Source organism: Acinetobacter sp. 40AMC3-4 (genome assembly GCF_049898185.1).
Classification (GTDB): domain Bacteria; phylum Pseudomonadota; class Gammaproteobacteria; order Pseudomonadales; family Moraxellaceae; genus Acinetobacter.
Window position 1 is genome coordinate 486533 of the sequence record NZ_JAFCXG010000001.1, and the last position, 13545, is coordinate 500077.

Below are 13545 nucleotides of genomic sequence, written 5' to 3' on the forward strand. Positions count from 1 at the left end.
AAACAAAGCGCCTGTTTACTTTTCCTCACCTAATCTGCCTAGTGTATTTTCTTTTTTCTGCTTAGCGTATTAGAAAATCAGCAATAACCGTATGGATAGAGGAAACAACAATGAATCAGCTTCAATTTTCAGATTGTGTTCAAACCTGTATGAACTGTTCCCTGGCATGTGCCAACTGTGCCAGTGCCTGTCTTAAAGAAGAAGATCTGGAGATGATGCGGGAGTGTATCCAGCGCTGTCTGGATTGTGCAGATATTTGTCAGCTGTGTGCCCGTATGGAACAAAAGCAATCTCCATTCATGCATGAAATATGTGAACTTTGTGCGAAAGCCTGTGACTACTGTGTAGAAGAATGTGGTCATCATGAAGATGAACATTGTCAGCAATGTGCCGAAGCATGCCGCCGCTGTGCTGAAGAATGCCGAAAAATGGCGGCTTAAAAATTCGATTTGATCAACTTGACTGACTTAATCACTTCCAATAAAAAAACCGCAAGTGAAGACTTGCGGTTTTTCGGTCTAAGTAAAATATCTCACTTAGAATAAACGATTCATACCATTTAACGTTGCTACACGGTAAGCTTCCGCCATGGTCGGATAGTTAAACGTGGTTTCTACAAAGTACTTGATCGTATTGTTCGGGCTGTTCATGACTGCCTGACCAATATGGATAATTTCAGAGGCATTATTACCGAAGCAATGTACCCCCAAAACTTCCAGTGTTTCGCGATGGAACAGAATCTTTAATTCGCCCATAGTATCACCGGTAATCTGTGCACGTGCCAAATGACGGAACGATGCCTGACCGACTTCATACGGAATCTTTTCTTCCGTCAACTGCTGTTCAGTCTTACCAATCGAAGAAATCTCAGGAATGGTATAAATCCCAGTTGGAATATCAGTCACCGGCGCAACGTCTTTCTCGCCGCTCATGTTGGCACCTGCGCAACGACCTTGGTCATAGGCAGCAGAGGCTAGCGAAGGCCAACCGATTACATCACCGGCAGCGTAGATATTTTCTACTTCAGTCTGATATTGATCATTCACAGTCAATTGACCACGGCTGTTCGGTTTCAGGCCGACATTTTCAAGGCCTAGACCATCGGTATTGCCTGAACGGCCATTACACCACAAAATCGCGTCGGCTTTAATTTTCTTGCCGCTTTGCGTGTGCATCACCACATGGTCGTCAAATGTTTCTAAAAAGTCGATCTGTTCATTATGACGAATCAGCACACCCTGTTCACGCAAGTGATAAGACAGCGCATCAGAGATTTCATCATCCAGATAGCTTAAAAGTTTGTGTTGGGTGTTGATCAGGTCAACTTTATGTCCCAAACCAATAAAGATCGAGGCATATTCACAACCGATTACACCTGCGCCATAAATGATGATTTTCTGGATGGAATAGTCCAGATCCAGAATTTTGTCTGAATCAAATACACGTGGATGATTAAAATCAAGAATGTCTGGACGATATGGACGCGAGCCGCTGGCAATGACCAGTTGCTTAAACATCAGCGTTTCTTTAATGCCATCTGGGTTAAATACAAAAATGGTATTTTGATCCTGAATGTAGGCACGACCATGATAAATATCAATTTTATTGCGGTCGTAGAAACGTGAATGTGTATCTACTTGTTGTTGAATAACTTTATGCGCATGACGCAACACTTGCTTCATAGTGAACTGCTTCCAGTCCCCAACTTTTTGAAACAGTGGATCACGTTGATAACGGATAATACTGGATACTGTTTGACGCAATGCTTTACTTGGAATCGTACCGACATGGGTACAGTTACCACCCAGCTGTTCACGCATCTCAACGATTGCAACACGCTTACCAGATTTGGCAAGTTTCATTGCCGCGCCTTCGCCCGCAGGGCCCGAACCTAGAACTACCGCATCATATTTAACGAAAGTCCCACTAACGACCTCTTTTTTACGTGGCATTCAACGCTCCTCAAAATTAAAAAATTCACTTTAATCTACACTCTTATTATGACGTAAATCCTGTTGATTTGGTGTATTTAACTCACATATATTGCTTGATAAGAACATTTTTTAAATGAATACCCCTTTTTGCCCTATTTAGAACTAAGTCCGTTATAATAACTGCGCTATCTTTGAGTATCTCCCCCTTCAAAAACAGTGGAAAAGTTGAATATGTCTGAAAACCGTAAACCTGAACAGGGCGTCAAACTTCGCGGTGCGGAAAAAGTTGCCCGCATTCCTGTAAAAGTTGTTCCTACGGTTGAAACGCCACGCAAGCCGGACTGGATCCGGGTGAAAATGGCGGCACCTGAAGAAGTTCAACGTATTAAAACCACATTACGTCAGCAAAAATTACATACGGTGTGCGAAGAAGCCGCCTGTCCAAACCTGCCTGAATGTTTTGGTGGCGGTACTGCGACCTTTATGATTATGGGTGATATCTGTACCCGTCGCTGTCCATTCTGTGATGTGGCTCATGGCCGTCCAAATGCACTGGATGCAGATGAACCGCGTCATATGGCTGAGACCATTGCCAACCTGGGTTTGAAATATGCGGTAATCACTTCGGTAGACCGTGATGATTTACTGGATGGCGGTGCACAGCATTTTGTCGATTGTATTAAAGAAGCACGTGCTCTAAGCCCAAATACCTTACTCGAAATTCTGGTGCCGGACTTCCGTGGCCGTATAGATATCGCGCTGCGTATCATGACTGAATGTCCGCCAGATGTGTTTAACCACAATATCGAAACTGTACCGCGTTTATATAAAGCCATGCGTCCAGGTTCTGACTATCAGCACTCTTTAAACCTGCTAAAAATGTTTAAAGAATACTGCCCGGACGTACCAACCAAATGTGGTCTCATGGTCGGTATTGGTGAAACTGAAGAAGAAGTGCTTGCTCTGCTTGATGATTTACATGCGCATGGCGTGGATTATGTGACGATTGGTCAGTATTTGCAGCCTTCAAAAGAACATGCAGCGATTGACCGCTTCGTAACACCTGAAGAATTCGAGCGTTATACCGAACATGGCCAAAAACTGGGCTTCCGTAATATCTGGGCAGCACCAATGGTTCGTTCAAGCTACTTTGCCGACCGCCAATACTACGGCGAACCTGTACCAGCAGTGCGTCGTAAAGTGGATCCTGCCAAGAAAATTGCAGTTCAGGCCATTGAAGCTTAATCCTGTTTAAACTAATGAAATAAAAGCCCTCTCTTGTAGAGGGCTTTTTTATCTCTTCAATTTAAATCTTTACTGAGTGTTAAACCCCATTTTTATTTTAGATAAGATTAAGTCATTACTTATCTTCACATTTCTTTGCGCGTTCTCACTTGAAGACTGAGCATTTTTCAAACAATCTCAAAAATAGATGAAAGATTTAAAAATATCGTTGCAAGACTTGAAAACGATCATTCTCACACGTGCAATGCTGAACCTGTCCGATCCTCAATCGACAAAAAAATGAATGAACTGTGACAAAAATTCTATGAGATCTCGGCACAGGCAGCGTTGTATAAATCTGGAGAACTATAACAATGCTATTTATATTTGCTGTACTACTGCTATTACTCAGTTTATGGGCCGTTTTCTATTTTGAGCTCTCCCGTAGCGCGGGTGCAATTGCGCTGATCATCGTGTCAATTGTCTGCGCTTTTATTAGCCCATGGTCGCTGATTCTCGGCATTCCGCTGATCCTAATTAGCCTTGTAGTGATGATCGACCCTTTACGTATGTCGTTTATTTCCAAACCGGCCTATAAAGCACTGGCAAATGCCATGCCGAGTATCAGTCCGACAGAACGTGAAGCACTGGACTCCGGAACTAGCTGGTGGGAAAAAGAGCTGTTTATGGGTGCACCGAATTGGGAAACCTTTAACAGTTATCCTTATCCAAAGCTGTCGCTAGAAGAACAGGCATTTCTGGACAATGAAGTTGAAACCTTGTGCAGCATGCTGGATGAATGGGAAATTCATGAGCAAAAAGCGCTGCCTGATCATGTCTGGCAATATATTAAGGAACATGGTTTCTTGGGCCTGATTATTCCCAAAGAATACGGCGGTCGTGCCTTTAGCTCCTTTGCCCAAAGTCGGGTGATGAGCAAGATTGCTTCGCGATCTCTGACCACAGCCGTGAGTTGTATGGTACCGAACTCACTCGGACCAGGCGAGCTGTTACTGCATTATGGTACCGAAGAACAGAAAGACCGTTATCTGCCGGGTCTGGCGCGAGGCGAAGAAATTCCCTGTTTCGGTTTGACCAGTCCGGAAGCCGGCTCCGATGCCGGTGCGATTCCTGATACGGGCGTGGTCTGCTATGGCCAGTTTGAAGGTCAGGAAGTCTTAGGCCTGAGAATGAATTTTTCCAAACGCTGGATTACTTTGGCACCAATTGCGACAGTGGTGGGTCTGGCCTTTAAAATGTATGACCCTGATCATCTTCTGGGTGAACAGACTGAATACGGCATTACCTGTGCCCTGCTCCCTGCCAGTCATGAAGGCGTAATAGTGGGACCACGGCATAACCCCGGACCACCATTCATGAATGGTACGGTTGAAGGTAAAGATGTGTTTATTCCTCTGGACTGGATTATTGGTGGCGTCAAAAATGCCGGCAAAGGCTGGCGTATGCTGATGGAATGTTTGGCAGTCGGTCGTGGCATCTCCCTACCAGCGCTGTCTACTTCTACTTCAGAAATGACTTATTTAAATGTGGGTGCTTTCTCTCGTATTCGTCAGCAATTCAAGATTTCAGTTGGTAAGTTTGAGGGTGTTCAGGAAGCCACCAGTGAAATCGCCAGTGACACCTATATGCTGGAAGCCTTCCGTTATCTGGTCACCTGTGGTCTGAATCAGGGTGGCAAGCCTGCCGTAATGACGGCGATTGCCAAATACTATGCAACTGAAGGCATGCGTAAAGTGGTCAATCACGGCATGGATGTGGTCGGTGGTCGTGCCATTCAGATGGGGCCGCGTAACTTTCTGGCACCTTACTATCAGGCAATTCCAGTCTCCATTACCGTCGAAGGCGCCAATATTCTCAGTCGTTCCTTGATGATTTTTGGACAGGGTTCAATGCGCTGCCATCCTTATCTATATGAAGAATTACAGCTCTTACAGGCAGAAGACTCGGCAGCGGCTCTAAATCCTTTTGATAACTTGCTGTTTAAGCATTTGGGTTACACCTTTAACCGGACTGCTCGCTCCTTTGCCTATGCCTTTACAGGTGGCTCAAGTGCTGCGCCGCAAAGTGCGGTTGATTTCACCCAGCCTTATTATAAGATCATTAATCGGCTGAGTGCCAACTTTGCTTTAACTGCGGATATGTGCCTAGGTTTACTCGCAGGGGATATCAAACGTAAGGAAATGCTTTCGGGTCGTCTGGCCGATATTCATGCACATCTGTTTATTGCTTCCTCAATTCTGAAATATTTTGAGCATAGCAAAAAGACTGAAGATGAGCGTTTACATGCACAGCTTGCGGTAGAAAAGTCTCTGTATACAGCGCAAGAAGCATTTTTTGACCTGTTTGCTAACTTTCCATCAGGTGCAGCAGCAGGCATGGTCAAACTGCTATGTTTCCCATTTGGCCGTCCGGTACAGAAACCATCAGACCAGCTGAAACAACAGGTAGCAAACAGCATGATGGAAAACAATGCTTTCCGGCGGTCACTCAAAAAACATGTCTACTATAATATTAATGAAAATGATGTCACTGGCCGTATGGAATCTACTTTCAATCTGCTACTCAAGATTGAAAAACTCTGGGATCGCTTTAAAAAAGCTGAAAATAAAGGACAATTTAAAGGACTCAGTTTTGCTGAGCATGTAGCCGATGCACAGCTACAAGGCTTTATTAATGATCAGGAAGCAGAAAAACTGCTGCACTATAATGCGCGCCGTTATGACAGCATGTTGACCGATGTATTCGATCTGCATTTGAATGAGGTATTAGAGCTTGAGAATCCGTATCTCATCAAGGAAGATGCTACAGGTACCGATACTTCAGTGCAAACTGATCCTTCACACTCAGTATCACCTTAAATCAAACTTTTGATCAAAGGTGTCATAAATTCCAGAGTGGAGCCATGTTTCAATACCTCACTTTGGAAGCTTCATAAGTGGCTTTTCAGCCACTTTTTTTTACGACTATTGCACGATAGTATTTTGGCTTAAAAGCGTTAAGCTAAAGCAATAATAAAATTGAGGATAAAGCATGTCACAACAAGATTATGAAAATGGCTTGAAAGTCCGTACTGAAGTAATGGGGGAAAGCTTTGTGCAGCGTGCTCAGGAAAATACCGTGCCTTTTACCCAGCCATTACAGGACTGGATTAATGAACATGCCTGGGGTTCGACCTGGCAACGTGAAGGTATTTTACCGCGTAAATATCGTTCTTTAATTACCATTGCATTTCTAACCGCGCAAAAAAGTCCCACTGAACTAAAAGGTCATGTGCGAGGTGCCCTAAATAACGGCGCAACGGTTGAGGAAATTCAGGAAGTGTTGTTGCATAGTCTGCCTTACTGCGGTGCACCGGCAACCCAGGAAGCGTTTCGTGCCGCGCTTGAAGTCATTCAGGAATATGAGACGAATCAACAAAATTAAGATATTTATTTAAATTGTTTGAGCTTGTCATATTAAAATTAGCTTAGGCTATTTAAAGCAATTGAAATAAAAATCCGGGAATTTTAAATCCCCGGATTTTTATATTTTAGATAAAGAAATCTATTGCGATGAACTTAATTGAAAATTAATTATTTCTCTTAATAACAGGTTTTAATAAAAACTTTATCCCCTTAATTCAATTTGCGTACGTTGTTCCAATCCTTGTACCGCAGCGGAAAAATCCAGCTGGCTGGCCTGAGGTCTGGCAATCTGCTGAAACTGTTGCTGAACCAAAGACATCACTGATAAATCCAGTTGCTGCTGTTGCACCAGTTCTAAAGCAATACCAATATCTTTCTGCAATAAATCCAGCGCAAAGGTTTTATGAAACTCACGGCTCAGTACACGCTGCGCCATGATATTTTCCGACATGCTACTTTTACCACTGGAATGATTAATACAGTTCAACGCACTGCTTAAGTCAACTCCCTGCCCTTTCAGTACAGTTAAGCCTTCAGCCAGCGCCCATAAATGCGTAGCCATCAAAGTATTGTTAATGGCTTTCACTGCAAAACCGGAACCACTTTCTCCCACATATTCAATCAACCCAGCAAAAGCAGCAATGACCGGTTTGGCTTGCGTAAAGGCAGATTCACTTCCTCCCACCATCACGGTTAAAGTGCCTTTTTCTGCCCCAACAGTCTGACCAGATACCGGAGCATCCAGGTAATAGCTTCCCTGTTGCTCCAATCGATTTGCCAGTTTTTGGGCCGATTCTGGTACACCGCTGGTACAGTCAATCCAGATTGCACCCGGTTTAGGTGGATGTGCAGCAATTAGCTTCTCTACATCCTGACTGGTCGGCAAGCAAGAAAAAATAAAATCTGCCTGAACCGCCTGTTCAATACCCACTGCCTGAGTCCTGAAAGATTGAGCATGATCTAGCGCTTTCTGTTCAGTCCGGTTCCAGACCCAAACCGGATGTCCGAGTTTTGGCAAATGGGAGGCCATATGCCAGCCCATTGCCCCAAGTCCTAAAAATGCAACTGTATGACTCAAAAAATACTCCTTATATTAAGCGACTGGCTTAACCTCAACTTCTGTTGCGGTCGATGCAGGTTCAGGCAATTCTTTATCTTCACCACGATTTAGGAACAGGTTCAACAAAATCGCAGCCAAAGTCGCAGTACCGATACCACCCAAATCGAAACCACCAATCTGCAAGCTATAATTACCTGTCCCCATAATCAGACACACCGCACCAATAATCAGGGTACTGTTCTTGGTAAAATCAACATGGTTATCCACCCAGATTTTGGCACCCGCCACAGTAATCAACCCGAAGACCACAATCGATGCGCCACCCAATAAAGCTACTGGAATGGTACTGATCACCGCACCAAATTTAGGTGAAAGTCCCAGCAAAATAGCGAAGATCCCGGCAAAAATAAACACGGTGGTGGCGTACACTTTGGTCACTGCCATCACACCGATATTTTCAGCATAAGTGGTCATCCCGGTACCGCCGACAGAAGCGGATAATGAAGTACAAACCCCATCTGCAAAGAAACCGCGTCCCATATACGGCGACAGATTTTTACCAGTCATTGCGGATACCGCTTTAAAGTGCCCAAGATTTTCTGCAACCAGAATAATGGCCACTGGTGCAATCATCAGCATGGCATTCATTTCAAAGACCGGACTCTGGAAATTCGGCAAACCAAACCATGCTGCTTCACTGACTTTGGTAAAATCAATCGCAGATCCGAAGCCCATGACGTTGGTGAACAGGAAATAAATCAGGTAGGAAGACAATAAACCCAACAGCAGCAGCAAACGGCGCACCATTCCGCGGGTAAACACGGCAATCACACTGATACAGATAATCGTGATTAACGCCATCCAGGAATCAAACTGGTTCGCTGAAACACTCTTAATTGCGACCGGTGCCAGATGCAGACCAATAATCATCACGATCACGCCTGTGACCACCGGTGGCATTAGTTTTTCAATCCAGTTGGTGCCAGTTTTCATCACCAACAGGCCAATCAAGGCATAGACAATACCGCAGGCAATGGTTCCTCCCAGTGCCAGCCCGATATTGGGATTTGCCCCGACACCGGAATAGCCAGTCACCGCAACCACGGCACCAATAAAGGCAAAACTGGAACCCAGATAACTTGGCAAGCGACCGCCCGTGATCAGGAAAAATAAAATAGTGCCAATCCCGGTAATAAAAATCGTGAGATTGGGATCAAACCCCATTAATAGCGGTGCCAGCACGGTTGCCCCAAACATGGCAAACACATGCTGCAACCCCAGAATAATACTTTTACCAGCCGGCAGATATTCATCTGTTTGAACCGGGGTGGTATCGATATTGCCTTGGTAAGGCTTAAATTTTGGAAACCACGTTTCTTTTTCTTGCATGAGCTTCCCCTCCTTGATTAGGACTGAATTGATTTAGCACATTTTGTGTGGCTCACAGTAAGAACGGTTAAAGTACATCAGCGCATTGCCTTGACGCTGGCACATGGCTTTCACTTCACAGAACAGCACATCATGACTGCCGATGGATAATTGCTGCACCACCTCGCAGTCGAAACTGACCAAGGCATCCTCAAGTACGGGTGACTGGGTCAGCAACGTTTTCCAGTTCCCCTGACTGAAACGCTCTGCCATTGGTGTTTTCCCACCAAACAGATTGGACAGATGCTGCTGGTGTGATGCCAGGGTATTTACACATAAAACCTTATTATTCTTAAATATTTCATAAACTGAAGCTGAACGGTTCAGGCAAACCAGCAAAGTTGGCGGTGTATCGGTCACACTACATACGGCTGAAGCTGTAAATCCTGCCTGCCCTGCATCGCCTTGTGTAGTAATGACATTTACTGCAGCGCCCAGATTGGACATGCCCTGACGGAAAATCTGCTGGTCGACCTGAGTAAATACTTCAGCATCGGTTTCAGTCTTTAAAACCTTATTTAATGCATTATTCTCTGTAAATGTTTCGGCAATAATTTTAGACAGTTTGGCATTCATGCGGTTCTCCCCACCCCAAGTCAGTTTTCAGTGACAGTCTTAGGGCTGATATAGATGAAATTGAATCAGGTGGTTCGGCTTATACATGGGCAATCGAGGCGATTTCGACCAGCGCATCCGGTTTTACCAAACCAGTCTGTACGCAATAACGTGCCGGCTTATCTCCCGGGAAATATTCTGCATAAACTGTGTTAATTGCGGCATAATCGGCCCAGTCTTTGACAAAAACATGGTTAAACGTCACGTCATCCATGCTGCCACCGGCCTCTTCAATCACGCGCTTGATAGTTTCCAGAATATGCCGGGTCTGGGCTGCGGCATCACCGACATGCACCACGTTATTATTTTCATCAAAGGCCAATGTGCCTGATACATAGACAATATTGTCTGCCTTGGTTGCCGGTACATAAGGTGCTAATGGTTTCGACGTTCCTTCTGGAATAATGATTTCTTTAGGCATACTGTTTTTTCCTTAATCCTGATCTTTAATTCTTTAGGCACTTTCAGCCAATTTGGTTTCTTTTAGTGATTCACTTTCTTTTTGAAAGGTATTGACAAAATTTGCTGTATCTGACACCCAGCCAAAGAAGGTCTTGATGTTATACAGGCTGGCTTCATGGGCCTCGACCGGACCCGCCTGATGACAGGCATCTGCTAACGCAACACCAAAATATTCCAGGAAGAAGCCATCACGTAGGGTCGATTCCACACAGACATTGGTGGCAATACCCACAAAAACCAGATTGCGAATACCACGGACACGCAACATGCTGTCCAATGCGGTATTAAAGAAACCGCTATAACGTGGCTTTTCAATAACCAGGTCTTGTGGCAGTGGCTTTAACTCATCAATCAGCTCAAAATCCCAACCACCTTTGGCCAGTAATTGCCCCTGTAATTCGGGACGTTTACGCATGGTTTTTAAGGCATTGGATTTATGAAAATTTGGAGAGTCGGTACCACCTGCTTCCTTATATTCGGCATCCCAGCCATTTTTGAAATAAATCACCTGAATACCGGCTGCATGTGCAGCATCAACAGCCTTTTTAATATTTTCAACCACCGGCTTGGTTTTCGAGACATCAAAGCCGGCCAGATCCAGATAGCCACCCTGAGAGGTATAGGCATTCTGCATATCAATCACAATCAAGGCTGTCTGTTCTGGTGAAAGACAAATCGCTTCGGGTTCCGCTTTAAGCGTTTTCCCTGTGCCGAGTTTTTCAGTAAAACCGGCTGTTACGACTGATTCACTCATGCGCTTTTCTCCAGAACCGGTGCTGCACCTTCAATGACAATATGGTCACGACATTTCATCAGCGGCTGGATTTTTTGACCAAAATCTTCAACCCCTTGAATAAAATCATCAAACGTCAGTAACACACCTTCCGTACCTTTGATTTCACCAATTTCATCCAACATTCGTGCCACATTTTCATAAGAGCCTACCAAGGTGCCCATGTTGATATTCACTGGAGATACGCTAGAAGCCATTTGACGGATATTGGTGTCTGTACCGGAAGTCGTGTCTTTCCCTCCCTGATTCATCAACCAGTTAATCGCTTCCATATCGGCACCATCGTTATAATGTTGCCATTTAGCCTGAGCTTCTTCATCGGTTTCGGCTGCAATCACCATAAACAGTACATAGGTCTGTACATCACGGCCCGTCACATCCGTTTTTGCTTTCAAACGGTCATTGATTTCGGCATAAGCCGTTGGCGTATTTAGTCCTTTACCAAATACGAAGTTGTAGTCAGCATATTGCGCAGAAAATTCCAGACCGGCATCCGACTGACCTGCACAGATGATTTTCATATCGGCTTGCGGGCGCGGGCTAACACGGCAGTCGTCCATCTGGAAATGCTCACCGTTAAAGTCTGATTTTCCGGTTGCCCAAAGCTCACGCAAAATTTGTACATATTCACACAGATATTCATAGCGTTTGCCAAAGTACTCATTGCCTGGCCACATGCCCATTTGGGTGTATTCAGGTGGCTGCCAGCCGGTCACCACATTCAGACCGAAACGGCCATTAGAAATAGAATCAATGGTAGATGCCATACGTGCCACAATTGCCGGTGGCATGACCAAAGTGGCTGCCGTTGCATAAATTTGAATTTTGCTGGTCACCGCTGCGAGACCCGCCATCAGGGTAAAAGTTTCCAGGTTATGTTCCCAGAATTCGGTCTTGCCACCAAAGCCACGCAGCTTGATCATGGAAAGTGCGAAATCGAAACCATAGTGTTCAGCACGCTGCACGATTTGTTTGTTTAACTCAAAAGTCGGCATGTACTGTGGTGCATTTTCAGAGAGTAACCAGCCGTTATTTCCAATTGGACAGAAGACACCTATTTTCATTTTCACACCTCATTATTTTTAACCAATATTCAAAATCCTGTTGCCAATTCAGGTTTTTTATTTATGCTCAAAATATTGCAAAGCGCGTGCCAATTTATTTTATTTATTTATTTTTAAATACTTAATATTTATATTTTTGAATTTTTAGTAAAATAATGACTTTCACCCCTGAATCAATTTTGCTCATCGTGTTTCATTCAGGTGCATTAAAATTGATCATCATCGCTTTTAGGAAGAATCAGATTTTGAGTAAAAACCATAAAAATAATTCATTAGAAAAAATAAAAAGCCAGAAACAGGTTCTGGCTTGAGCAAACAAAGTTACTTGCTGAAAATATCAGGCTGATTTTAAAAATTGCAGTATGCTTTGGTTGATCTGGGCGGTTTCAGTCACTGTAGAAGCATGCGCTCCTGTTGCAAACAGACTGAGCTGACTATGCGGCAATAATTGCTGAAGTTGTTGCGAGCGTTGATAAGGCACCAAAAAATCATCTTGATTGGCAATCAGATGTACAAGAACATCTTTGAGCGCCTGCTGATGTGCCTCCTCTAGCTTAAAAGCCTGCACTGCCTGTATACGAGCTAAGACATTTTGAATTGGCGGAAAGTCCAGTAGCTGTTTATTTTCTGCTTCTGTTAACGGGTCAAGATGTGTCGAGATCCAGTGTGGAGGATACAGAAATAAGGCTTGTGCCCGCACATAAGCCTCGGCTCCGCTATTCAACAATAATGATGTGCGTGCCTGAAAACATTTTTGGGTATGTGAATCCAGTTCTCCCCAGGCATTCAACATAGTCAGGCTGAATAACTTAAACGCTTTATCAACCTGATAGGTTGCGAGTTGCATGCCGATATGCCCACCCAATGCATGACCAATAAAATGAAATTCACGGATATCCTGATTGATCAATAAATCCAGAATCTGTCGGGCCATATGATCTACGCAATAAGGTATTGACAACAGTCCAGAATCCGAATGGCAACCTTCCTGATCATAAGTCACCACATGAAAATCTTGCTGCAAAACTTCAATTTGTGGATTCCAGAAACTGGCATGTCCGCCTAGCCCAGAAGAAAGCACTACATAAGGCGCATCGGCCCGTGCTGCACGATGAATAAATAAAGACATAAAATTCTCATAGTTTCGCTATGAGATGAGTGCAGCAAAATACATGCCTGAACAGGACTATTTTTGAACAATTGTTAAAATTATAGCCAGTACACATTAAAGCTGTAATAAAATTCCTGTACCTCAAAGCGCACGTTATAGCCTAGATCTGTTAACTCCGCAGACAAGTCACGAATATCTTCCAAAGGCAGATGTTTAGGAAAAACTGTCAGTACCGCTGTATTGCCTTGCCGGGCATTATCTTCAATCAGTTGCGCCAGACGTGGCTTATACATTTCAATATTCAGGTTAGCAACATTGGATAAAATTTTGGCCTGATCTGCCGTCATAAAAGTCATTTTTATTTTCTCTTTTGATGTTATTTCATTAAGCTAAATGATTTATAAAGCGCTTAATATTTCACTTTTGTAT

At 44.0% G+C, this 13545-nt stretch carries 13 protein-coding genes; 4 read left to right on the forward strand and 9 right to left on the reverse strand.

All coding sequences use genetic code 11. The annotated features are described in order from the left end of the window. Positions 1–110 precede the first annotated feature (110 nt). Positions 111–440: a four-helix bundle copper-binding protein gene (locus ACP7BU_RS02375; RefSeq protein WP_004279668.1), complete on the forward strand. Its 330-nt coding sequence runs from the start codon at positions 111–113 to the stop codon at positions 438–440. Positions 441–536: 96 nt separating this feature from the next. Here the strand turns inward: ACP7BU_RS02375 and sthA are convergent, their stop codons facing one another. Then, on the reverse strand, positions 537–1952 hold the full coding sequence (gene sthA, locus ACP7BU_RS02380) for a Si-specific NAD(P)(+) transhydrogenase (protein ID WP_004646501.1): 1416 nt from the start codon (positions 1950–1952) through the stop codon (positions 537–539). A 213-nt stretch (positions 1953–2165) separates the two neighbouring features. Here sthA and lipA point away from each other — a divergent pair, with 213 nt between their 5' ends. The 3 genes from lipA to ACP7BU_RS02395 all read left to right on the forward strand — a co-directional run bounded on the left by lipA (position 2166) and on the right by ACP7BU_RS02395 (position 6602). Further along, positions 2166–3179 (forward strand): lipoyl synthase, encoded by a 1014-nt coding sequence (gene lipA, locus ACP7BU_RS02385; protein ID WP_425877952.1) that lies wholly within the window; start codon positions 2166–2168, stop codon positions 3177–3179. Positions 3180–3532: 353 nt separating this feature from the next. After that, complete coding sequence (locus ACP7BU_RS02390; protein ID WP_425877950.1) at positions 3533–6037, forward strand: acyl-CoA dehydrogenase; 2505 nt, start codon at positions 3533–3535, stop codon at positions 6035–6037. Between the two features lie 172 nt (positions 6038–6209). After that, positions 6210–6602, forward strand: a complete 393-nt coding sequence (locus ACP7BU_RS02395) for a carboxymuconolactone decarboxylase family protein (RefSeq protein WP_195724929.1) — start codon at positions 6210–6212, stop codon at positions 6600–6602. A gap of 183 nt (positions 6603–6785) precedes the next feature. Here the strand turns inward: ACP7BU_RS02395 and ACP7BU_RS02400 are convergent, their stop codons facing one another. The 8 genes from ACP7BU_RS02400 to ACP7BU_RS02435 all read right to left on the reverse strand — a co-directional run bounded on the left by ACP7BU_RS02400 (position 6786) and on the right by ACP7BU_RS02435 (position 13472). After that, a complete protein-coding gene (locus ACP7BU_RS02400; RefSeq protein WP_425878571.1) occupies positions 6786–7625 on the reverse strand; it encodes an NAD(P)-dependent oxidoreductase in 840 nt (279 codons plus the stop codon). Positions 7626–7676: 51 nt separating this feature from the next. After that, on the reverse strand, positions 7677–9032 hold the full coding sequence (gene rutG / locus ACP7BU_RS02405) for a pyrimidine utilization transport protein G (RefSeq protein WP_425877948.1): 1356 nt from the start codon (positions 9030–9032) through the stop codon (positions 7677–7679). Positions 9033–9065: 33 nt separating this feature from the next. After that, positions 9066–9647: an NADH-dependent FMN reductase RutF gene (gene rutF / locus ACP7BU_RS02410; RefSeq protein WP_325777650.1), complete on the reverse strand. Its 582-nt coding sequence runs from the start codon at positions 9645–9647 to the stop codon at positions 9066–9068. A gap of 79 nt (positions 9648–9726) precedes the next feature. Continuing rightward, the gene (gene rutC, locus ACP7BU_RS02415) at positions 9727–10107 is read right to left on the reverse strand and encodes a pyrimidine utilization protein C (RefSeq protein ID WP_325777651.1); all 381 of its coding nucleotides are present in this window, start codon (positions 10105–10107) and stop codon (positions 9727–9729) included. Positions 10108–10140: 33 nt separating this feature from the next. Continuing rightward, positions 10141–10902, reverse strand: a complete 762-nt coding sequence (gene rutB, locus ACP7BU_RS02420; RefSeq protein ID WP_425877946.1) for a pyrimidine utilization protein B — start codon at positions 10900–10902, stop codon at positions 10141–10143. Next, entirely contained in the window at positions 10899–12005 is a 1107-nt protein-coding gene (gene rutA, locus ACP7BU_RS02425) for a pyrimidine utilization protein A (protein ID WP_425877944.1), read from the reverse strand. The genes rutB and rutA overlap by 4 nt, the downstream gene beginning before the upstream one ends. A 337-nt stretch (positions 12006–12342) precedes the next feature. After that, positions 12343–13134 carry a pyrimidine utilization protein D gene (gene rutD, locus ACP7BU_RS02430; protein ID WP_253146157.1) on the reverse strand — a complete coding sequence of 264 codons (792 nt, stop codon included), beginning with the start codon at positions 13132–13134 and terminating at the stop codon, positions 12343–12345. 80 nt (positions 13135–13214) lie between these two features. Further along, on the reverse strand, positions 13215–13472 hold the full coding sequence (locus ACP7BU_RS02435) for a hypothetical protein (RefSeq protein WP_184412569.1): 258 nt from the start codon (positions 13470–13472) through the stop codon (positions 13215–13217). Positions 13473–13545 lie beyond the last annotated feature (73 nt).